This is a genomic window from Microcoleus sp. BM001215392 (genome assembly GCF_036700185.1).
Taxonomy (GTDB): Bacteria; Cyanobacteriota; Cyanobacteriia; order Cyanobacteriales; family Microcoleaceae; genus Microcoleus.
Map to the genome: position 1 here is coordinate 13,269 of NZ_JAUBOJ010000014.1, position 20,782 is coordinate 34,050.

Sequence of the window (20,782 nt, forward strand, 5' to 3'; positions counted from 1 at the left end):
TTATCGGTGGCAAGGATGATGCTTTTTAAGCCTGTAGAAAAAATATACTCTGTACGTTTGGCTCATGTTTTCCCAGTATCTGTGAAAAATTATAGCTGTACGATCGCTCCGATGAACGATCGGCACTGGCTCGCAAGCACCCAAACGCTACCTGATGGTTGCTGGGAAATTTCTATGCAGCTCGATCGCGCTAGCAAGGAAGGTGTGGAATGAGTCAGATCCAGCGCACCGTCTTGATTGTCGATCGCAGCCCGGAAGACTGCCAGATGTACCGCCGCTATCTGCTGCACGATCGCGAGTACCAATACAAAATAATCGCAGCCCCGTTAGGCAAAGAAGGGTTGGCGCTGTGGGAACGGCACCAGCCAGATCTGGTGTTGCTCGATTATCGGCTGCCAGATATGGACGGTTTGGAATTTATCGCCCAACTACGAAGCAAAATAGTATCGCAGCAATATTTACCTGTAATTGTGGTAGCGGGGTTCGGGAACGAGACGATCGCAGTCCAAGCCATCAAAGCTGGCGCCCAAGACTATCTGATTAAAGGACAAATCACGCCGGAGAATTTGCGGCTGGCGGTGAATGCGACGATCGACAAAGCCCAATTACACGCGAAGCTGCAACAAAACGAAGAACGCTTGCACCTAGCCTTGAAAGCGGCTGGCATGGGTACTTGGGAATGGCAGATTCCCAACAATTGTGTGGTGTGGTCTAATCTGGTAGGGCCGATTTTTGGTCTACCGCTGGGAACTTCTCTGGCAACTTATGAAGATTTTATCCAACTCGTCCATCCCGAAGACCGCGAGATTATTGGCGAGGCTATAACCCGTACCCTTGAGACAGGCATTAACTACGAAGTCGAATTTCGCACTGTCTGGGCCGATGGCTCGCTGCATTGGATAGGCGCGAAAGGGCAACTCTACTATGACTGGGCTGGCAAACCGCTGCGGCTGCTGGGCACAGTAGTAGACCTCACTTTTTCTAAACAGGCAGAAGCAGAACGCCTGCAACAAGTGCAGCGAGAACGGGCGATCGCCCTAATTGCCCAGCAAGTTCACCAATCGCTTGATTTAGAGCGGGTTTTGCACACAACTGTAAACGAAGTGCGACAGTTTCTCGACACGGATCGGGCGATCGTGTTTCGCTTGCAGCCAGATGGCAGCGGGACTGTGGTAGCAGAATCTGTGGGGAGTGCGTGGCGATCGATCCTAGCATCCCAAATTTATGACCCCTGTTTGGCAAGCAATTATCTCGAACCCTACCGTCAAGGATTGGTGACGGCAAAAACAGATATTCATGATGGCTCGATCAACCCTTGTCACGTCGAACTGCTGACTCAATTTCAAGTCAGGGCAAATCTAGTCGTACCGATCCTGCACGAAAATCGGTGTTGGGGACTGCTGATTGTCCATCACTGCGGTGCCCCGCGCCTGTGGCAACCCTTAGAAATAGATTTGCTTCAGCAGTTGGCTCAGCAGGTGAGCATTGCCATCCGGCAGGCCGAGCTTTATCAGCAAGCACAACACGAACTGCAAGAGCGCAAGCGCACCGAAGCAATTTTACGGGACAGCGAAGAACGCTTCCGCCAGTTAGCAGAAAGCATCGATGCTGTGTTCTGGATTTCCGATTATCCTTCCGGGCGAATGCTTTATGTCAGTCCCGCCTACGAACGGCTGTGGGGATTGAATCCCCAATGTTTGTATCATGACTCTCGGGTTTGGAAGGAGTTAGTGCATCCGGAACACCGCGAATCGAACGCCCGAGCGTTTCAGGAGAAAGCTGTTGAGGGCAAGTTCGATGAAGAGTACCGGATTGTTTTGCCCGATCGCACCGTGCGGTGGGTGAGAGACCGCTGTTTTCCGGTCAAAGATGAGGCAGGAAATATTTATCGGTTCACAGGGATTGCTGAGGATATTACCGATCGCAAACAAGCAGAAATCGCTTTGCTCGAAAGCGAAAGCCAGTTTGCAGCTCTAGCAGAAGCCTCTCCCGCTGCCATTTTCCGGTTCGATCTTCAAAATAACTGTCTCTATGTCAACCGCCGTTGGGGCGAAATGACAGGTCGATCGGTAGAAGAGGCGCTGGGGATGGGATGGGTGCAAGCTTTGCATCCCGACGAACACGAGCGTCTGAGGGTGGAATGGCAGGAGTGGTGCCAAAAACCCGAACCCAGAGGAATTTACCAGAACGAGGGCAGGCACGTACACCCAGACGGCAGCATTACCTGGTACTACACCCAGACGCTGCCCTACCTAGACAGTAACGGAACGGTGACGGGCTACGTGGGAACGTTGATCGACATTACCGATCGCAAACAAGCGGAGGAAGAGATCCGTCACAGCGAAGAACGCTATCGATATTTAACCGAATCAATCCCCCAATTGGTATGGACAGCAAACGTTGAGGGAGTATTGCTAGATGTCAACCAACGCTGGTTAGATTTTACGGGGTTGACGCTAGCACAAGCTCAAGCCTCAGGTTGGCCGGCGGTTGTCCATCCTGAGGATGTCTCTACCATGGGCGATCGTTGGATGTCTGCTCAACAACACGGCAGCCCTTATCAAGCCGAAGGTAGAATGCGGCGCTGCGATGGCGTGTATCGCTGGTTTTTGCACCAAGCTATTCCCGTCAAGAATGAATTCGATCGAGTTGTCAAATGGTTTGGTACGGCAACTGATATTGAAGACCAAAAATGCTTGGAACAGCAACGCGAGAGTATATTAGAGCAGGAAAAAGCTTTGCGCGCAGCAGCCGAAAAAGCTAACCGCAGTAAGGACGAATTTCTGGCAGTGCTTTCTCACGAATTGCGATCGCCCTTGAATCCGATCCTGGGGTGGACGCAACTGCTGCAAAGTCAAGCCTTGAATGCGGCTCAAACTGCTAAAGCTTTAGAAACTATCGAACGCAATGCCAAATTGCAGACTCAATTGATTGATGATTTGCTGGATATTGCCGGGATTATGCACGGCAAAATGCGTTTGAACAGAGCTCCGATGAATTTGACTTTGGCTGTGGAAGCTGCTATCGATACTGTCAAAACGGCCGCCGCCACCAAGTCGATCGAGATTCATCCACTGCTGTCGGAGTTCGGGCTGGTGTTGGGCGATCCGGTGCGACTCCAGCAGATTGTCTGGAACTTGCTTTCTAATGCGATTAAGTTTACTCCCAATGGTGGGAAAGTGGAGATTCGGTTGGAGCGATCGGGCGTTAGCGGAGTCCACCCCTACGGGATGCCGATCGACGCAGAGGATCGGGCTATGATTGCCGTCAGCGATACTGGTAAAGGCATCCACCCTGACTTTTTGCTGTCTATTTTTGATTCTTTTTATCAGGAGGATGTGTCTCTGACGCGCAAATATGGCGGGCTGGGATTGGGATTGGCGATCGTCCGCCACTTAGTGGAAGCACACGGCGGGACAATTGCCGCCCAGAGTGAGGGCGAGAATCGGGGTTCTACTTTTACGGTGAGTTTGCCGCTTTTGCGCCCTGAATTACAGATAAATTTAGCAGAGGAAGTGCGATCGGCTTAAACATCTTTCCCCAAGTTTGTAATCAGGACTTCAGTAGACTTGAATTCCATCAATCTTGGATAAATGCGTAAACCGCAGATTCAAGGCTGATCAACACAAATAAACGCTGATGGATTTCCTGATTGGAAAGCTAATGAATGCAATCTTGTCTAGTCCTCATCAACAGTTTTTAATGTACTTTTCGAGAGGCGCGCTTCCACGAAACCCAGCCCAAAATCCGCAGCTAAGGCCATCAAAGCTGCCGGAATTGCCCCAGCCAAAAGTAACTGATTGTTGACTGTCGCAACGCCCCGAAAAATAAACACTCCTAAGCCACCTGCACCAATTGCCGCTGCAATGGTTGCTAGCCCGATCGCAATTACCGCAGCCACTCGCACGCCCGCCAAAATCACGCCCAGCGCCAGGGGAAGTTCCACCTGCCACAACAGTTGCATATCCGTCATTCCCATGCCTGTCCCGGCCGCCACAATCGCCCGATCGACGCCGACAATGCCCGTGTAAGTGTTGCGGATAATCGGCAGTAGGGAATAGAGTGTGAGGGCGATGATTGCCGTGCGATCGCCTATTCCGCCCAAAACTGGCACCGGAATTAGCAAGCCAAACAAAGCTAAACTGGGAATTGTTTGCATAATATTCGCAAAGCCCAAAATCGGCTTTTTCAATTTTGGTTTTCTAGTAACTAAAATCCCCAGGGGAATTCCCACAATCGTAGATATAACAATCGCGACTATTACTAAATATAAGTGTTCCATCGACCTCTGAATCATCTCAGGGCCATAGCGGTTAATAAAATTGATCGTTGGGTAATTCATGATTGCTAACAGCATTCCAATTTAGCTAATTAAAAAGATTCCAAAAAGGCGAGAGCTTCTGGATGCTGAGATTTCCTAAAATCCTCAGGCGATGCCAATTCAACCAACCTTCCGTCTTGCATCAAACCAATTCTAGAGGCTAAAAAAAAAGCTTCTTGAATGCCGTGAGTCACAAAAATCACAGTTTTCCCTAGTTGCTGCTGCAATTGACGGAATTCCCGCTGTAATTCCAGGCGAGTAATGGGGTCTAAAGCACCAAACGGTTCGTCCATTAATAGTAGCGGAGGGTCTGCTGCAAGTGCTCTGGCGACGCCTACACGCTGCCGCTGTCCGCCGGATAACTGATGGGGATAGCGTTTGGCGAAGTGCTGGGGGTCGAGGTTGACTAATTCTAACAGTTGGTGGACGCGAGATTTTATACGATCGCCCTCCCAGCCTTCCAATTTCGGCACTAAACCCACGTTTTGCTCGACGGTAAAATGGGGAAACAAACCGATTTCTTGAATTACGTAGCCAATTTTTCGCCGCAGTTGAATTGGATTCCACTGAGTTGTCGGTTTTCCCATGACAAGCACTTCGCCGCTGCTGGGCGTTAGTAAATTGTTAATCAATTTCATGGTAGTAGTTTTGCCGCTACCGCTGCGTCCCAGCAATACTAATACTTCTCCTTGCAGAACTTTAAAATTGAGTTTGTCTACTAAATGTCTGCGGTTGATCTGATATGTAACGTCGAGGCATTCGACAGCAACTTCATTGTTGAGAGCCATGATTATTTTGGGTGATATTGGTTTTAATAAATCGTCAATCGGCGAGTGTTGCGGGATAATTCAAAATCCCAAATCCCAAATCCCAAATCTACAATCTAAAATTATCTTGGTTTTGCCATTCTAGCAACAATGCTCGACATTGGAGGCAAGTTAATTTTTTGAGCAAGTCGCGAATTCCGTCGGGTGTGACAGGATATGCAGCACCGATGAGTTCGGGGTTTACTGTGGCTGTCGGGTGCAATTCTGCTACAAAGCCGTAGAGTTTTTGATTGGAAAATGAGCTGTTAATTGCCCAGCCTGTGGTGTTGATTGGTTGAATGCGGGCGATCGCACTTTCGGTCACTCCTAACTCTTTTTTAATTATAGCTGGAACTGCGGCTGCTGGCGTTGTGGCTTCTGGTACGCGACCGCCGGGAAAATCTAGGGTTGCGGATGCGACGCCGGGGCGATACATCGGTGGGGGAAACAGCAATTTGTCAGCTTGAATTGTTAAGATTACAACTGAATCTGCTCTTTCTACTCGCCAATATTCGACTATTTGTCCTTCGGTTGTTTCGAGATGTTCGCCAATTAGTTTTACCCAATGAGAGTTGATTTCTACAAATCTATCTAGGGTTTTCCAGTTGGATTTTTCGGTTGGGTTCATGCTGACAGTTGACAGTTGATAGTTCACAGTTGACAGTTGACAGTTGACAGTTGACAGTTCACAGTTGACAGTTGACAGTTGACAGTTGACAGTTAACAGTTGACAGTTGACTGTTGATAGTTGACAGTTGATAGTTGATCAAAGGAAGGGGGAAGTTCGGCAACGGATTGTGAAACGGATGTAACGGATTTCAACAGTTGATAGTTGATAGTTGATAGTTGACAGTTGATCGAAGTCCGAGGGAAGTTCGGCCTTACTTGAAATGTACGGGATCTAACGGATGTAAGGAATTAGGAATAGGGTATCTCATAACCGTCTTGGCGGTTGCTGTGAATTAGATGTTTTTACCAGAAAGAATTGGTTGAAAGCCCGCCCGCCTTTTCGGGAGAAATTCAGATCGGACTATTGATTACTCCAATCCTCTGACTTAAGGGTAGAGGTCTCTCTCAAACTGTCAACTGTCAACTGTCAACTGTCAACTGTCAACTGTTTAACGATCGTAATTGATAATTGTCGATCGCCCAAATAGTCGATCGGTCTTTTCACCTTTGACCCGATTTTTCGATCTAGATTGTAAATTTTTGATACAATACTACACAGAACCCAATAAAATTCAGTAGCATAGACTACATAATCCAAGTTAATCTGCGCCTTTGCTGATGAGTTGTTGAAACCCCGCAAGGCGTGCTGACTTTTAGCTCTACAGGAGTAGTTATGCAACTGCAAACAGATATTCGTAGTTGGGAACCGCAAGCAACGCTAGCCAGCGCCGCGAGTGCCTTCGACTGGGCAAAATTTGGCTGCGCGGTACCTGCACCAAAATTGGCTCCTTCGATGTGGGTCAAATTGTTCAATCCGCCCACAGCATTCAGTTTTGACGAAGCGTGGTTGTTGTGTCAGTGCTCCGACCAAAAGTGGCTGGCTTGGATTCCTGATTATGGGGAAATTTTGCTGAGTACGAATGAATTTTGCGCTACTTAATCGAAAATTATAGTTGGAAATCCATATCCTTCGGGTTTCACAGCATATTTTGGGAATTATCACGTTTGATCGTTCGGACTTTAGGGAGCATCTCATTTTTGCAAAAAGCATTTTTTCTTTCAGTGCGAGCTCTTAAGCTCGCACTACTATAAATGCAAAACTGAGATGCTCCCGGACTTTAGTCCTCAGAAATTAAGAAGGACTAAAGTCCGAACGATCAAACCAATTGACTTTTTGCCAACAAAAAGAGCAATAGGTTTTCTATTGCTCTTTTTGTGTAAAAACACTCTTTAGTTTTTGTCTTTAGATAGCGGAACTTACTCGCTTATTTGCAAACTGCACGGTTATTTGCATTTCTGACAATCGTGCCTACTTTACCGTTAATCTGAATCGGGTTCTTGGTGCTCGCCCGGATCAAGCGAGGCTGTTTACCCAGACATTCTCTGATTGATTCTGACCAGGTGGTGAGAGCGCTGGTGTATTCTGTACGAGTCGCGGGGGCGCGAAACTGCTCGGTAATTAGGTGATCTGTGGTGATGCTAGTGTCAGTAGCAACATTGGTAATAATTGGAAAGTCAAAGGCTCTGGGTAAGGTTCTGTCAGGAATTTTGCCCGGTATTGTTTGGTACTTCATTGAGCCACCTTTGTAGTCAATACCTGCTTGGGGGGCTGTTTGAGCTAGGGCGGGAATAGGCAAGCTGGCTACCAATACGGTGCAGCAACTCCAAAATAATTTCGATTTCATCCGATTCATCTCCTCAACTTTATGACGGTTAGCATTAATTAGGTAGGAACAAAAAACATTAGCTTTGATTCATTAAAAATCTGATGCTAATGAACTTTTTATCGGGAATTTAACCCACCTAATTTATTACCAGACATTCTCAAAAATCTTAAAACTGGTTGGTCAGAAAAACTGTAGAATTGTTTCAGTTGAGTGAGACATTTACACATCTGAAGTTGTTACAGCGTTGGGGACTCGGTTTTACCAGAAGAATTCATTTTCGATCGATGTCATTGGAACTTTATCAAATTTTGTCTCAGATATCAAGTTTTGTCGATCGCCTGTGGCGTTTTAAGACTGTCCGAGTCGCTCGATCGCGCGATCGAGTGTTACGAGCGATACCAGCGCTAGAAAGATGCTAGAGTAAGCGATGGGCGTTTGAGTGTTTTCAAGCGACAATAGGCAGAGAAGGGGCTTGAAAATAGGTGATTTTAGTGGAAGATAGCAAGATTATAGACTTATCGGAAATCATGGGTGTTCCCGCGGCTCCTGCGGGCTACAAGTCGGGCTTCGTGGGTATTATCGGGCGCCCGAATGTCGGCAAATCGACGCTGATGAATCAGTTGGTGGGGCAGAAAATTGCCATTACTTCCCCGGTGTCTCAGACGACGCGCAACAGGCTGCGGGGAATCCTGACGACGCCGGAAGCACAAATTATTTTTGTCGATACTCCCGGAATTCACAAGCCGCACCACCAACTGGGTAAGGTTTTGGTGCAGAATGCGCGCGCGGCGATTCAGTCGGTGGATGTGGTGCTGTTTGTGGTGGATGGTTCGGTAGAATCGGGAGGGGGCGATCGATATATTATCGAAATTCTCAGCAATTGCAAAATTCCGGTGATTTTGGGGATGAATAAGCTGGACGAACAACCGGAGGATTCCGTGTTGATCGATCGAACTTACGAGCAAATTGTCAATCCCGAGTGGCCGGTGGTGAAGTTCTCCGCTCTCACGGGCGAGGGTGTCGAGCCGCTGCAAAAATTATTAATCGAACATCTGGAGGTTGGGCCTTATTATTACCCGCCAGATTTGGTGACTGACCAGCCGGAACGGTTTATTATGGGCGAGTTGATTCGGGAACAGATTTTGCTGCTGACTCGGGAAGAAGTGCCGCATTCAGTCGCAATCGCGATCGACATTGTTCAAGAAGAAGCGAAGATTACCCGCATTCTGGCGACGATTCACGTCGAACGGGATTCCCAAAAAGGTATTTTAATCGGTAAAAGCGGCAGTATGCTCAAGTCGATCGGCAGTGCGGCCCGCGAACAGATTCAAAAGTTGATCGAGGGTAAAGTATATTTGGAGCTCTTTGTCAAGGTGCAGCCGAAATGGCGGCAGTCTCGGACTCGTTTGGCAGAATTGGGCTATCGCGTGGAAGAGTAAAACTTTGGCGGTTGGCGGGATGTTCGCGATTATACTGAAAGTGGCGGCTGGTGGTAGCGATCGGGTGATTCGGGGGTTTTGTGAGGAGTTGGGGATTGAGGTGCCTTTATAACTTAGGCAATAAAAAATAATATTTTGCTAAATTGTTAACAACACTCAAAAAAAGTGAACACCATGCTTAACCTCTCCCATAGCCGTCCCCTGAATCAATTTCAACAGGAAGCTCCTGAGTTGCTTCATCAGTTTGAAACAGATAAAACACCAATCGTAATTACCATTAATGGTAAAGCGGTTGCTGTGCTTCAGGATGCGGAAAGTTATGAAAAACTACTTAATCGGTTAGAAATTCTTGAAACTCTTGCAGGTATTCGTCAAAGCTTAGGGGAATTTGATCAAGGTAAAGGGGTTTCTATTCATCAAGCTTTTGAAGAGCTTCAAAAAAAATATGACCTACCGAGTTGAGATATCTCCTACTGCTATTCATGACATAGAAAATATATTTTTGTGGCTCAAGCTCAATGCTCCTGAAAAATCCTATCGTTGGGTTAGGGGCTGTTATGAAATAATGCTCAAACTGGAAAGCTTTCCTAGTCGTTGTCCCTTAGCATTAGAAAGTGAGTATTTGGATTTAGAAATACGTCAAATTTTATATGAGAAGAAATATCGTATTTTATTTAGTATCGTAGAAGATGAAAATACTAGAATGGTTAAAATTCACCGCGTTCGCCACAGTTCTCAACAAAATTTTGATTCTTTAAAACAGCTTTTGGATAATGATGAAACAGATACGGAAGAATCATAAGCGCTAAACGATTTCACAAGGAGCCAACCAACCATGATCGCCGCCAAAGAAAACTTTCCTCACATAACCCCAGAAGAATACTTTGGTTGGGAAGAAAAGCAGCTAGAAAAGCATGAGTATATCGACGGTCAAGTGTACCCCATGAGCGGCGGCAGCGTCAATCACGGTCGCATTGCGGTCAGACTCACAACTCTGTTCTCCAATCATCTAGAAAACAGCAGTTACGAAACCGGAAACTCCGATCTGAGAGTCAACATTGTCGGAACCAAAAACTATATCCACCCCGATGCCAGCGTCACCTGCGACGATCGCGATAAAACCACAACCCAATATATTACCTATCCCTGCCTAATCGTTGAAGTTCTTTCGCCTAGCACTGAATCCTATGACAGAGGTGGCAAATTTAGAATGTACCGCAAAAATCCAGTATTACAAGATTATTTATTAGTCAGTTCCACCAGCATCGAAATGGACTTGTATCATAAAAATGATGCTGGTGAATGGCTCATTATTAACTACCAAGCAGGCGACACTATAGAACTCAAAAGCATCAATCTCAGTTTTGCGATCGAGCAAATTTATCGCAACCTCGACCTCACCCCAGAAACAACACCTTAAAAGTTGACATACATCATAAAACTAAGGTGATTTACGTCCAGTAAGCGTGTTGGTATTACTACTTTTAAATTAGGAGATTGTGATGATTGCAGCTAGAGAGCAGGAGCGGTACTTTACGCCTGAAGAGTATTTTGCTTGGGAAGAGAAACAATTAGAAAAACATGAGCTAATCGATGGTCGGGTGTATGCGATGAGTGGGGGCACGCAAAATCATAGTGCGATCGCTATCAATTTCTTATTATCGATTAAATCTCACTTGCGAGGAAATCAATGTAAAGTTTTTAATTCGGATTTAAAGGTTAATATCCTCAATACTCGCAACTATACCTATCCCGATCTGAGTGTCACTTGCGATCGGCGAGATAATTCTAGCCCTCAATATATTACCTATCCCTGCTTAATTGTTGAGGTTTTATCGGATAGTACCGAGGCTTACGATCGTGGCAAGAAGTTTGAAAAATATCGCCGCAATCCGAATTTAATTGATTATGTGTTGGTGAGTTCTGATGAGATGGCGATCGATATTTATCACAGAAATGATGCGGGGGATTGGTTGATTCTGAGCTATCGAGCGGGCGATCGCGTTGAGCTTAAAAGTATTGGATTGAGTTTGGCGATCGAGCAATTCTATGAAGAAATTGTTTTCGACCCATTGCCTGATGCGGTTTAGTAAAGCACATAGATAAAGTTCCTTCATAAGAAATCCTCTCTACTCTCTGAGGTAATTATCTACAGCCTAAAACCTATTAGAAGCCAAGAAGATTACAAAGCATTGCTGAAAGAAATAGAGCGTTTGTTTGAAGCTCCTCAAGGAACTCCAGAATTCGATCGATTAGAAATATTAGTCACCTTAGTTGAAGCCTACGAAAACAAACATGAGCCGATCGTGATGCCTGATCCAATCGAAGCAATTCTTTATTATCTAGAAAGTCGAGGTTTAACTCAACAGCATCTAGAAACCGTAATAGGTAGTCACGATCGAGCGATCGAAATTCTCAATCGTAAAGCTCCGCTCACCCTTGAAATAATCCGGCAGTTAAATCAGAAGTTAGGTATTTCAGCACAAGTTCTCATTCAACCTTACGCATTGGCATATTAGCTTGCCTCGATCGTTTAAATTTGATATTAAACTTAACTCTTGAAGCAGAGTAGCAAGTGTTGTTTAGATGCAATTTGAATGGAATCAAGACAAAGCAAACTTAAACTTGAAAAAGCATGGTGTTTCATTCAATGAGGCATCTACCGTTTTCAACGATACCTTATCTGTGACATTCCCTGACCCCGATCATTCCTATGGTGAGGAGCGTTACGTTATCATTGAATTATCCAGTGCTAGTCGCATCCTAATAGTTCCTCACACAGATCGAGGAGATCGCGTTCGGATTATCAGTGCGCGAGAGGCAACCCGAAATGAGCGGAGATTTTATGAAGATGGAGAATAATCAAGAGCTAGAGGACGAGTTACGTCCTGAGTATAATTTTAGTAAGATGAAGGGTGGCGTTAGAGGAAAATATGTCGATCGCTACAGGGCAGGAACGAATGTAGTGTTGCTCGATCCTGATGTTGCTCAGGCATTTCCAACAAGTGACGCGGTTAATGAAGCACTTCGGCTGCTCATGCAAATCGCGCAAAGACAGAAGCCTAACAATGCGTTGGAGCCGACAGAACGATTATAATCGGATGAAAGCGCGATCGATAAAACTCACCCCAAAAACACCTATGAAAAGCACGATCGAAATCGATAGCTCCCTCATCACTAATGCGCTTCAGGCGACTGGACTCACAGCACAACAAGAAGTTGTCGAACTGGCTCTGAACCTGTTGATCCAAATGAAAAACCAACAGAACCTCCGGGCGCTACGGGGTAAACTCGCCTGGGACGGCGACCTCGATTGCATGAGAACGGATGATGACTCCGATCGAGAACAATCCTTTTTTGAGGTAGCCGGAATCTGGGAAGAAAAAAATATCACCCTAGACGACATTCGCAAAGACGCATGGGGTAAGGATACATTCTATGTAGCTTCACAGAAAAATAGTATTACCGAGTGTTTCTTATGAACTACCGAGACCACATCACGATCGAAGCAAATAAACGCGGTGGTAAGCCTTGTGTACGCGGCTTGCGAATTACGGTTTATGAAGTGCTTGAGTACCTGGCTTCCGAGATGACTGAAGCAGAAATTCTCGACGATTTTCCCGATTTGACGCGAGAAGATTTAAAAGCTTGTATAGCTTATGCTGCTGACCGCGAGCGTCGGTTTATGACTGCGACCTTATCCGCATGAAATTACTTTTTGATGAAAACTTGTCGCCCAAGTTGCCGAATCGTTTGAGCGATGTTTTCCCAAATTCGCTTCACGTCCTTTGATGTGGGAATGAAAGCAACGATCGACCCAATAGTTTGGGATTATGCATTCATACAATAATTTGATGATTGTCTCGAAAGATGCGGATATGCACGACCTGAGCTTAGTATTTGGGAATCCACCGAAAGTTATTTGGCTTCGCCTTGGAAACTGTTCGACATTGCAAATTGAAAATTTGCTGCGTCGGGAGTTCAACGCGATCGAGTTATTTTATGAAGACGAGAATTTATCGCTGCTTGCTTTATCATAATGTAATCTAAAATATAATAAAAATAGCTTTTTTCGGTACGACGGGTCATATGTTTGAGCCGAAGTGTGCGGCGAACTTGCTGTAGGAAAGGAGATTCTGATGGGGAGTAAGAAGGAGTTGAAATACATCCTCAATCTGCGGTATTATACGGCTATACTCAGTATTGTACCGCAAGTGCGATATAATTATTATAAGTTAGACCTTAATCCTGTTCTTTTCCTATACAATGATCAAACCTTTAACAAGAATTGCTACATCAAAGGACATCGAAGCAGTTGCCATGCTTTTCGATGCATATCGCCAATTTTACGATCGAGACGCTGATCCTCAATTAGCCACAAAATTTATTCATGACCGAATTGAAAAGAATGAGTCAGTTATTCTTGTCGCAGAAAATGAGGCTTTTGAATTATTAGGTTTTTGCCAGTTGTATTCAACATTTTGCTCTGTCATTGCTGCGCCAATCTGTATCTTGTACGACCTGTTTGTTCAGCCTAAAGCTCGAAAGTCTGGGGTCGGTGAAGCATTGCTTCGCACGGCCCAAAGATATGCCACCCAGAATGGTTTTGCTCGGATGGATCTGACAACTGCAAAAACCAATTTTCCAGCCCAGTCGCTTTACGAGTCTCTGGGTTGGGAACGAGATGAGATTTTTTATACCTATAGCAAGCAACTTCATGGCTAACCACTTGCTCAAGAGGAACGCTCCGCCAGCGGTTTCCAGTTTTTTGTCCAGTCCATTTTTAATTTTATTGCTTATTTAAGTGGTGTGTTTTTTGGTATGCGGTTGTACAGTTTTGTTGCTGGGGTGGTGGGGCCATCGCCCTCATCAAGTTATTCAAAAGACATCACACTGGCAGTAAAATAGCAACAATAGTTTAGGTCGCTGTACCGCACTGGTCTAACTATTCATTGGAGCGGAACGGAGGCTTACACGATCAGTTTTGCTTCAAAATGCAAGTCCGTCCGCTCAATTCAAGTCCGTTATCTCGCAAACGCTGTTTGACTTTGGAGATGATTCGGAAGCTCGATCGAGAATTAATAATTCCGCCTAAGATTCTCATTTCCACCCGATGAGTCGGTACAAACCCCACTTAACAACAATAGAACGCCATTCCAACAACAGTAAAGTAAACTGAGAGCAGCCCCATTCGCCCCAGTTGACCTATGCCGCGCCACTTCAATACCGCAGGCCCGTGCCAAGAAGACATTCATTACGCACTGTCCCCCACGGTGCGCTTACCCGGTTTAGAACGATTAATCGCTCAACGCAGCTATTTCGTCATCCATGCACCCCGACAAGTAGGAAAAACCACGGCCATGCTGGCTTTAGCCAAGCAACTCACCGATAGCGGACAGTACACTGCGATCGTGGTTTCAGTAGAGTTAGGTTCGCCCTTTAATGACAATCCACAACAAGCCCAAGCGGCAATCTTAAGTTCTTGGCGAAGTGAGGCGCGAGTCTATTTGCCACCGGAACTCCAGCCACCACCAAAACAAGAAATGGAGGTGGGACAAGGAATTGAAGAAACCTTGCGGCAGTGGGCACAAACTTCACCTCGCCCTTTAGCAATCTTCATCGATGAAATTGATTCGCTCCAAAATGAAGTATTGCTATCGGTTTTGCGTCAATTACGCAATGGTTATCCCTCTCGTCCTCGTGCGTTTCCGCAATCGGTGGGCTTAATCGGTTTGCGGGATGTTCGCGATTACAAAGTGGCTGCGGGTGGTAGCGATCGCCTAAATACATCCAGTCCGTTTAATATTAAAGTGCGATCGATTACGCTGAGAGATTTTAATGCCTCAGAAGTCGCAGAACTCTACGCGCAACATACCCAAGATACCGGACAAGTTTTTACACCTGAAGCCGTAGCCTTAGCTTTTGAACTGACTCAAGGACAACCTTGGTTGGTGAATGCTTTAGCTAAGGAAATTGTAGAAGAATTAGTGACCGATGAATCTATAGAAATTACCACAGAACATATTTTAGAAGCTAAAGAGATTTTAATCAAACGGCAAGATACGCATTTGGATAGTTTAGCTGAACGACTTAGAGAAAATCGAGTCAAAGCCATTATCGAGCCGATGTTGGCGGGTTTGGAACTGGGCAATATCCCCAATGATGATATTCAGTTTTTAATCGATTTGGGTTTGTGCAAGATGGATGTTCAGGGTGGATTGACGATCGCTAATCCAATTTATCGGGAAGTTTTGCCGCGCGTGCTCACCGTAACGCCAATGGCTTCTTTACCACAAATTGCACCGAGTTGGTTGACTGAGGTCGGCAAATTAGACACGCAAGCGTTACTCAAAACTTTTCTGGAATTTTGGCTGCAACATGGCGAACCGTTACTCAAAAGTGCGTCTTATCCCGAAATTGCACCGCATTTAGTGTTGATGGCGTTTCTGCATCGGGTGATTAATGGTGGGGGAACATTGGAGCGGGAATATGCGATCGGGCGCGATCGCATGGATTTGTGTTTGCGTTATGGTGAGGTCACATTAGGCATTGAACTGAAAGTTTGGCGGACTCGGAAAGTCGATCCCTTGAGTAAAGGGTTGGAACAGTTGGATGGGTATTTGGCTCGATTGGGACAAGATTCGGGTTGGTTGATGATATTCGATCGGCGCGAGAATGCGCTTGAATTAGAAGAACGACTGAAAACTGAAATTCAGACTAGCCCGATGGGTCGGTTAATTACAGTGATTCGTGCGTGAAGAAGTTATAATGAGTGTCTCGATTTTGCCGATCGTCCAGGGTGTGCGATCGACTTATCATTCTTACTTGTGGAGAAATGTATGACCCAGCGACCAATAGTTCTTATAACTGGTGCAAGTCGGACTATTGGCATCGGATCATCAATTGCCGAAGAATTAGCAAAATCAGGCTGGGATGTCGCTCTGACCTATTGGCAGCCATACGATGCGTCAATGCCTTGGGGCAGCGATCCGAAAGAGGTTCAGTCACTTTGCCACAAACTTGAGCAATTCGGTGTGCGATCGACAGCGATCGAGGTTGATTTATCCTTGACTGATTCTGCTTCGCGCATATTCGATATTGTTGAACACGACCTGGGAGACGTTACGGCAATGGTTATTGCTCATTGCCATTCAGTTGATAGTGATATTCTATCCACATCAGTTGAGAGCTTTGACTTACACTTTGCGGTCAATGCCCGTGCTACTTGGCTATTGATAAAAGAGTTTGGTCAGAGATTCCGAGGGGAAACTGGATCTGGTCGTATTGTTGCGATCACCAGCGACCATACGGCAGGCAATCTCCCCTATGGTGCCAGCAAGGGTGCTATGGATCGGATCGTACTTGCTTCGGCGCAGGAATTTAGGTCGCTGGGCATCACTGCGAACGTGATAAATCCAGGTGCGACTGATACTGGCTGGATGTCTGAAGCACTCAAAACTGATGTGCAATCCATAACTCTATTGGATCGTGTAGGTATGCCACAGGACTGCGCTAATCTAGTCAGATTTCTCTGTTCCAAAGAAGGGGGATGGATCAACAGGCAACTGCTTTACAGTAATGGTGGTCTTCAGTAACCTTGAGAACGTGAGGTTTCTTAGGCTGGTGCTTAAGGCAATGCCCAAGCTAAAAGGAGGTCGTTATCTCGCAAATGCTGTATGACTTTGGAGATGATTCGGAACCTCGATCGCGAGTTTGACAAATCAGAAAATTGGTAAAATAAATAGATATACTTCGATCTAATTGGGTAAATAGAAATTGGCTGATGACATCTTGGAGCAGGTACGAGAAGCGGCAAGTAAGCGCTTATTGTTTCTACCTCATACGATCCGGCAAATGTCCCGCCCAGATCGAATGATTGCAACTACTGAGGTTGAAGCGGTGGTTAGGACAGGCGAAGCGATCGAAGATTACCCAGAGGATGCAAGAGGTCATAGTTGTCTCATGTTAGGGCTTGGGCGAGATGATCGAGCAATTCATGTGGTGTGTGCCCCGAAAGACGAATATTTAGCTATCATTACGGCATATCTGCCCGATCCCAGCCAATGGACACCGGATTTTAGAGGGAGACTGTAAGAATGGAATGCTTGTGCTGTAGAGCTAAAATGCGACGCGGAACCGCCCCATTCACGATCGATCGAAATGGTTATCGTGTGTCATGGGACAACATTCCAGCGTGGGTTTGCGATCAATGTGGCGAGGTTTTATTTGAAGCCCGCGAAGTTGATTTGATCCAGGAAGCATTAGTCGGTTTAGATCGAGAGACTGCGACGTTAGTTGGTCAGTTATCGTAGTAAGCTGTTACGCATTTAAACCACTAACGAGGCTTGTATGGTGCGTCAGCTAGATAGCCCCAAAGACCAAGGAAAACGCTGCCGGCTGACGCACCCTACAATACCATTTTAAATGCGTAACAGCTTAGCTATATAACAATCGCGCTGCACTGGAACGTTCTAATATGGTGGGTTAATGGCAAAGGTTATTTACGTCCGGTGAGCGCGAACGTTATCTCGTAAACATTGCCTGACTTTGGAGATGATTCGGAAGGTCGATTTGGTAGAATAAACAAATGCTAGCGATCGCTCCCATGCGACAAGCCAGCATCTCCAACTTTTTAGGAAACGCAAATGGCAACTAACACTTCTTTAGAGGAACGGCTTGCAGCAGTGGAAGCAGCGATCGCCCAGTTGCAGAAGCAAATTGTGGCATCTGGACCGACGAATTGGTTGCAACAAATTATAGGGTCTTTCAAAGATGAACCTGCCTTTGAGGAGCTACTTGCCTATGGACGAGCGATTCGCGAAGGGGATGAGTCTCTCCTCGAAGCTCAAGATGAGCTATGAAATATTTACTGGATACAGATCATCTGAGTATTCTTCAACGTCAAGCAGGGATAGATTTTAGCAACCTTTCGACGCGCATGGCGACGTACCCGCTATCAGATTTTGCCGTATCGACTGTAACGTTTCACGAACAGATGCTTGGCTGTCACGCTTATATTAATCGTGCTCGTAACCCGGATGACGTAGTGAAAGGGTATACAATGATGGCGCGGCTCGTTAGTGACTTCAAAGTGTTGCCCCTTGTCTCATTCGATGCAGGTGCCGCTACAACATTCGATCGATTGCAGTCACAACGGATTCAACTGGCAAAAATGGATGCTCGGATCGCGGCAATTGCAATGTTCCGTGGGTTGATTTTGTTAACCCGTAATCATAGAGATTTTGGTAAAGTAACAGGGTTATCGATCGAAGATTGGACAGTTTAAAGCGTCAGTAGAAATAGTCGTCAATCCCGTTGCCTCTCGAATATTCATGCCTTCATACAAACGTTCATCATGTTGCAACCGATTCATCTGGTTTGTATCGATCGTCGTACTCGAAATGTATACGTTCTAGCTGGATATGGTGAAGACCTTGAGTTTGAAATTGTACCGAATGGGGAGGTATTCTGATGAGCCAAGTGAATTTTGAGGCTATGAGCGATGCCGAATTGAGACGGTACTTTCTGGAAAATCGCCAAGATCGAGCTGCTTGTCAGGCATATTTAGACAGGTTCAGTCAGCGTCCGAAATCAATAATTGCAAGCCCAAGCGATCCCGATTTTGACGCAAAAATTCAGGCCGCAATTCGGCAGAAATTAGAAGCATCGCGTAGTAGCCAGCCAGCTAACAGCACAGTGGAACGGACGGAATAGAGTCACCTTGGAGATGATTCGGAAGCTCGATCGAGAGTTTGACAAATCAGAAAATTGGTAGAATCAATAGATACGCTGCGATCGCACACCATGCAACAAGCTAGTAGATCCAATCTTTTCACCAAACCTCAAACGAGGAGATTTTCAAATGCCATTGACTGAACTTATGTCACAAGTCCAGGAACTTTCAAAAATTGACAAGCTGCGGCTGATGCAGTTTCTGGCAACAGAACTGGTCAAAGAAGAAGATGCAACAAACTTTTTTGTTGCCGATCGAGAGTATCCGGTCTGGTCGCCTTACAATTGCTCTGAGGCTGCCAATGTTTTAATGAATCTTCTGGCAACAAAACAACAAGAACAGAATGATTGACGCTGAGAGATTTCCCTACAAAATCATTGACAGCAGTCTTGGCATGGTCGATCGAATGCCGTATCTGCCATTGAAACTCAGCCTGAACGATCGATCCTTGAACGTTGAGGGCTTATTAGATACAGGCGCAAGCGTTAATGTTTTGCCCTACGAGTTAGGACTACAACTGGGCTTAGTCTGGGAAAATGAGACACTCTCAGTCGTATTGGCTGGGAATTTGGCTCGATTTGAAGCCCGCGCAGTCGTTGTCAAAGGTCGAGTTAGCTCATTCCCAACGCTTAACCTGGCATTTGCCTGGACACAAGCAACCAATGTACCTTTGATTTTGGGGCAAGCTAATTTCTTCTTCGAGTTTGAGGTCTGTTTCTTCCGGGCGCGTTCAGAATTTGAAATCCGTCCCAAGCACAGTGAATAGAAATGAAGGCACTCCCACTATATCGTTATCTCCCAAACGCTTCCTGACCTTGGAGATGATTCGGAAGCTCGATCGCGAGTTTGACAAATCAGAAAATTGGTAGAATAAATAGAGACGCTTCGATCGCACAATGCAGGAGAACGATCGCCTGATTCGTGGATTTTATGAGGAGTTGGTGATTGAAGTGTCGTTTGAGGGAATGGGGGAGTATTTTCAAAGATGGAAACTCAACTATACGAGAAATTCATTCAAAAGGTAATTATTTTAGGTCAACAAAAGGAATTTTCATTAACCTCTTCGATCGACAACTATTTAATCATGAATTATCGGCTGAAATTAGAACGAATCGATAAACTAAAAGCTTGGCTAGATGGGTTTAAACCGTTCGATTCCACCCTCGTCGCCGAACTCAAAAAGCTCTATGATGTTCGCTTTACTTATAATTCAAATGCTATTGAGGGTAATACTTTAACCCAAAGTGAAACGGAATTAGTTTTAACGAAGGGCATTACTGTGGGGGGCAAAACCCTTGACGAACATTTAGAAGTTATTGGACATAAGGAGGCGATCGATTATATTGAAAATTTAGCCCAAAGGGCTACGGAGATTAATGAATGGGAAATTAAGCAAATTCACAATCTGATTCTTCGCAAAATTAACCCTGATGAAGCGGGTAGTTATCGCACTCTGGATGTAATGGCGGCAGGAACGAATTATCGTTATCCTGCCCATTATTTACTATCTCAATTAATGAGAGATTTTGCGATATGGCTGAATTCAGAATCTGCCTTAAATCTGCATCCAGTCGAATATGCGACTATGGCTCATTATCGTTTTGTTTCTATCCATCCTTTTCGCGATGGGAATGGTCGAAGCGCTAGATTATTAATGAATTTACTCTTAATCCGTGCAGGCTATCCGATTGTGGTGATTGACAACCAAATCCGCAATGATTATATTAATGCTTTAGCCTACGGGCAACAAAACCAAGATGATTTAAGCCAGCTTTTTGCATTGATTTTTGATGCTACGATTAGTTCGCTTGTGGAAGTTTTAAGATTATTGGTGACTGCAAGTAGCAGCAGGGGAAAGGGACAGGCTTTTTATCAGGAGATTACTGATTTTCTCGATCGCAGCGGTGGTTTAGGGAATGGGGAATAGGTAATGGGTGGGATGTTAAACAAAAATGTTGCTGCGTACCAACACTATCTCGCAAACGCTGCCTGAGTTTGGAAATGGTTCGGAATCTCGATCGAGAATTAAGGATTCCGTAGGAGATTCCGATCGAGCCTTATGGTGCATAAAAGCTTAGAAACCTGAACGCGAAGAAAAAGCCGCCCTAAAAGGACGGGACTTTAATCCTCCGCTACACTCCGCTAAT

At 45.5% G+C, this 20,782-nt stretch carries 33 protein-coding genes; 29 read left to right on the forward strand and 4 right to left on the reverse strand.

Annotation, left to right across the window (positions count from 1 at the left end; genetic code table 11):
* Positions 1 to 15: 15 nt before the first annotated feature.
* Both QT974_RS03130 and QT974_RS03135 read left to right on the forward strand, forming a co-directional pair.
* Complete coding sequence (locus tag QT974_RS03130) at positions 16 to 213, forward strand: hypothetical protein (protein WP_333467067.1); 198 nt, start codon at positions 16 to 18, stop codon at positions 211 to 213.
* Positions 210 to 3,530: a PAS domain-containing protein gene (locus QT974_RS03135; protein ID WP_333467068.1), complete on the forward strand. Its 3,321-nt coding sequence runs from the start codon at positions 210 to 212 to the stop codon at positions 3,528 to 3,530. The genes QT974_RS03130 and QT974_RS03135 overlap by 4 nt, the downstream gene beginning before the upstream one ends.
* 149 nt (positions 3,531 to 3,679) lie before the next feature.
* Here the strand turns inward: QT974_RS03135 and QT974_RS03140 are convergent, their stop codons facing one another.
* The 3 genes from QT974_RS03140 to QT974_RS03150 all read right to left on the reverse strand — a co-directional run bounded on the left by QT974_RS03140 (position 3,680) and on the right by QT974_RS03150 (position 5,782).
* Positions 3,680 to 4,357 (reverse strand): ABC transporter permease, encoded by a 678-nt coding sequence (locus QT974_RS03140; protein ID WP_333467069.1) that lies wholly within the window; start codon positions 4,355 to 4,357, stop codon positions 3,680 to 3,682.
* A gap of 14 nt (positions 4,358 to 4,371) precedes the next feature.
* Positions 4,372 to 5,109 (reverse strand): ATP-binding cassette domain-containing protein, encoded by a 738-nt coding sequence (locus QT974_RS03145; RefSeq protein WP_333467070.1) that lies wholly within the window; start codon positions 5,107 to 5,109, stop codon positions 4,372 to 4,374.
* An 88-nt stretch (positions 5,110 to 5,197) separates the two neighbouring features.
* Positions 5,198 to 5,782 carry an NUDIX hydrolase gene (locus QT974_RS03150; RefSeq protein WP_333467071.1) on the reverse strand — a complete coding sequence of 195 codons (585 nt, stop codon included), beginning with the start codon at positions 5,780 to 5,782 and terminating at the stop codon, positions 5,198 to 5,200.
* 687 nt (positions 5,783 to 6,469) lie between these two features.
* Here QT974_RS03150 and QT974_RS03155 point away from each other — a divergent pair.
* The gene (locus QT974_RS03155; RefSeq protein ID WP_333467072.1) at positions 6,470 to 6,736 is read left to right on the forward strand and encodes a hypothetical protein; all 267 of its coding nucleotides are present in this window, start codon (positions 6,470 to 6,472) and stop codon (positions 6,734 to 6,736) included.
* Positions 6,737 to 7,061: 325 nt separating this feature from the next.
* Here the strand turns inward: QT974_RS03155 and QT974_RS03160 are convergent, their stop codons facing one another.
* A complete protein-coding gene (locus tag QT974_RS03160; RefSeq protein ID WP_333467073.1) occupies positions 7,062 to 7,481 on the reverse strand; it encodes a hypothetical protein in 420 nt (139 codons plus the stop codon).
* Between the two features lie 158 nt (positions 7,482 to 7,639).
* Here QT974_RS03160 and QT974_RS03165 point away from each other — a divergent pair, with 158 nt between their 5' ends.
* From QT974_RS03165 to QT974_RS03285, 26 genes are all read left to right on the forward strand, one after another.
* Positions 7,640 to 7,882 carry a hypothetical protein gene (locus QT974_RS03165; protein WP_333467074.1) on the forward strand — a complete coding sequence of 81 codons (243 nt, stop codon included), beginning with the start codon at positions 7,640 to 7,642 and terminating at the stop codon, positions 7,880 to 7,882.
* Positions 7,883 to 7,990: 108 nt separating this feature from the next.
* On the forward strand, positions 7,991 to 8,902 hold the full coding sequence (gene era, locus QT974_RS03170) for a GTPase Era (RefSeq protein WP_333467100.1): 912 nt from the start codon (positions 7,991 to 7,993) through the stop codon (positions 8,900 to 8,902).
* A 174-nt stretch (positions 8,903 to 9,076) separates the two neighbouring features.
* Positions 9,077 to 9,364, forward strand: coding sequence for a type II toxin-antitoxin system Phd/YefM family antitoxin (locus tag QT974_RS03175; RefSeq protein WP_293187165.1), 288 nt, complete (start codon positions 9,077 to 9,079; stop codon positions 9,362 to 9,364).
* Positions 9,348 to 9,704, forward strand: coding sequence for a type II toxin-antitoxin system RelE/ParE family toxin (locus QT974_RS03180; RefSeq protein ID WP_333467075.1), 357 nt, complete (start codon positions 9,348 to 9,350; stop codon positions 9,702 to 9,704). The genes QT974_RS03175 and QT974_RS03180 overlap by 17 nt, the downstream gene beginning before the upstream one ends.
* A gap of 33 nt (positions 9,705 to 9,737) precedes the next feature.
* Positions 9,738 to 10,322 carry a Uma2 family endonuclease gene (locus QT974_RS03185; RefSeq protein ID WP_333467076.1) on the forward strand — a complete coding sequence of 195 codons (585 nt, stop codon included), beginning with the start codon at positions 9,738 to 9,740 and terminating at the stop codon, positions 10,320 to 10,322.
* An 82-nt stretch (positions 10,323 to 10,404) separates the two neighbouring features.
* Positions 10,405 to 10,992 (forward strand): Uma2 family endonuclease, encoded by a 588-nt coding sequence (locus QT974_RS03190; RefSeq protein WP_333467077.1) that lies wholly within the window; start codon positions 10,405 to 10,407, stop codon positions 10,990 to 10,992.
* 102 nt (positions 10,993 to 11,094) lie between these two features.
* Positions 11,095 to 11,421, forward strand: a complete 327-nt coding sequence (locus QT974_RS03195; RefSeq protein ID WP_333467078.1) for a helix-turn-helix domain-containing protein — start codon at positions 11,095 to 11,097, stop codon at positions 11,419 to 11,421.
* Between the two features lie 67 nt (positions 11,422 to 11,488).
* Entirely contained in the window at positions 11,489 to 11,764 is a 276-nt protein-coding gene (locus tag QT974_RS03200) for a BrnT family toxin (protein WP_333467079.1), read from the forward strand.
* The gene (locus tag QT974_RS03205; RefSeq protein WP_333467080.1) at positions 11,733 to 11,999 is read left to right on the forward strand and encodes a hypothetical protein; all 267 of its coding nucleotides are present in this window, start codon (positions 11,733 to 11,735) and stop codon (positions 11,997 to 11,999) included. Before QT974_RS03200 ends, QT974_RS03205 begins: the two co-directional genes overlap by 32 nt.
* Before the next feature lie 43 nt (positions 12,000 to 12,042).
* On the forward strand, positions 12,043 to 12,384 hold the full coding sequence (locus QT974_RS03210) for a type II toxin-antitoxin system VapB family antitoxin (RefSeq protein ID WP_333467081.1): 342 nt from the start codon (positions 12,043 to 12,045) through the stop codon (positions 12,382 to 12,384).
* Positions 12,381 to 12,611, forward strand: a complete 231-nt coding sequence (locus QT974_RS03215; protein ID WP_096829650.1) for a DUF433 domain-containing protein — start codon at positions 12,381 to 12,383, stop codon at positions 12,609 to 12,611. Before QT974_RS03210 ends, QT974_RS03215 begins: the two co-directional genes overlap by 4 nt.
* A complete protein-coding gene (locus QT974_RS03220) occupies positions 12,608 to 12,694 on the forward strand; it encodes a DUF5615 family PIN-like protein (protein ID WP_333467101.1) in 87 nt (28 codons plus the stop codon). The genes QT974_RS03215 and QT974_RS03220 overlap by 4 nt, the downstream gene beginning before the upstream one ends.
* Positions 12,695 to 12,756: 62 nt before the next feature.
* Positions 12,757 to 12,942 carry a DUF5615 family PIN-like protein gene (locus tag QT974_RS03225; protein WP_333467082.1) on the forward strand — a complete coding sequence of 62 codons (186 nt, stop codon included), beginning with the start codon at positions 12,757 to 12,759 and terminating at the stop codon, positions 12,940 to 12,942.
* A gap of 226 nt (positions 12,943 to 13,168) precedes the next feature.
* Positions 13,169 to 13,627, forward strand: a complete 459-nt coding sequence (locus QT974_RS03230) for a GNAT family N-acetyltransferase (protein ID WP_333467083.1) — start codon at positions 13,169 to 13,171, stop codon at positions 13,625 to 13,627.
* 482 nt (positions 13,628 to 14,109) lie between these two features.
* A complete protein-coding gene (locus tag QT974_RS03235) occupies positions 14,110 to 15,660 on the forward strand; it encodes an ATP-binding protein (protein WP_333467084.1) in 1,551 nt (516 codons plus the stop codon).
* 81 nt (positions 15,661 to 15,741) lie between these two features.
* Positions 15,742 to 16,497, forward strand: a complete 756-nt coding sequence (locus QT974_RS03240) for an SDR family oxidoreductase (protein WP_333467085.1) — start codon at positions 15,742 to 15,744, stop codon at positions 16,495 to 16,497.
* A gap of 232 nt (positions 16,498 to 16,729) precedes the next feature.
* The gene (locus QT974_RS03245; RefSeq protein ID WP_255699703.1) at positions 16,730 to 16,996 is read left to right on the forward strand and encodes a DUF4258 domain-containing protein; all 267 of its coding nucleotides are present in this window, start codon (positions 16,730 to 16,732) and stop codon (positions 16,994 to 16,996) included.
* Positions 16,997 to 16,998: 2 nt separating this feature from the next.
* Entirely contained in the window at positions 16,999 to 17,214 is a 216-nt protein-coding gene (locus tag QT974_RS03250; protein ID WP_255699702.1) for a YgiT-type zinc finger protein, read from the forward strand.
* A 333-nt stretch (positions 17,215 to 17,547) separates the two neighbouring features.
* Positions 17,548 to 17,763 carry a hypothetical protein gene (locus tag QT974_RS03255; RefSeq protein ID WP_333467086.1) on the forward strand — a complete coding sequence of 72 codons (216 nt, stop codon included), beginning with the start codon at positions 17,548 to 17,550 and terminating at the stop codon, positions 17,761 to 17,763.
* Positions 17,760 to 18,188, forward strand: a complete 429-nt coding sequence (locus QT974_RS03260) for a type II toxin-antitoxin system VapC family toxin (RefSeq protein WP_333467087.1) — start codon at positions 17,760 to 17,762, stop codon at positions 18,186 to 18,188. Before QT974_RS03255 ends, QT974_RS03260 begins: the two co-directional genes overlap by 4 nt.
* A gap of 69 nt (positions 18,189 to 18,257) precedes the next feature.
* Positions 18,258 to 18,374 (forward strand): DUF6888 family protein, encoded by a 117-nt coding sequence (locus tag QT974_RS34705; RefSeq protein ID WP_442933145.1) that lies wholly within the window; start codon positions 18,258 to 18,260, stop codon positions 18,372 to 18,374.
* A complete protein-coding gene (locus QT974_RS03265; protein ID WP_333467088.1) occupies positions 18,374 to 18,616 on the forward strand; it encodes a DUF6887 family protein in 243 nt (80 codons plus the stop codon). Before QT974_RS34705 ends, QT974_RS03265 begins: the two co-directional genes overlap by 1 nt.
* 148 nt (positions 18,617 to 18,764) lie before the next feature.
* Positions 18,765 to 18,986 carry a hypothetical protein gene (locus QT974_RS03270; RefSeq protein ID WP_333353752.1) on the forward strand — a complete coding sequence of 74 codons (222 nt, stop codon included), beginning with the start codon at positions 18,765 to 18,767 and terminating at the stop codon, positions 18,984 to 18,986.
* The gene (locus QT974_RS03275; protein WP_333467089.1) at positions 18,979 to 19,401 is read left to right on the forward strand and encodes an aspartyl protease family protein; all 423 of its coding nucleotides are present in this window, start codon (positions 18,979 to 18,981) and stop codon (positions 19,399 to 19,401) included. Before QT974_RS03270 ends, QT974_RS03275 begins: the two co-directional genes overlap by 8 nt.
* A gap of 219 nt (positions 19,402 to 19,620) precedes the next feature.
* Positions 19,621 to 20,562 carry a Fic family protein gene (locus QT974_RS03280; RefSeq protein WP_333467090.1) on the forward strand — a complete coding sequence of 314 codons (942 nt, stop codon included), beginning with the start codon at positions 19,621 to 19,623 and terminating at the stop codon, positions 20,560 to 20,562.
* 25 nt (positions 20,563 to 20,587) lie between these two features.
* A complete protein-coding gene (locus QT974_RS03285; protein ID WP_333467091.1) occupies positions 20,588 to 20,713 on the forward strand; it encodes a hypothetical protein in 126 nt (41 codons plus the stop codon).
* Positions 20,714 to 20,782 lie beyond the last annotated feature (69 nt).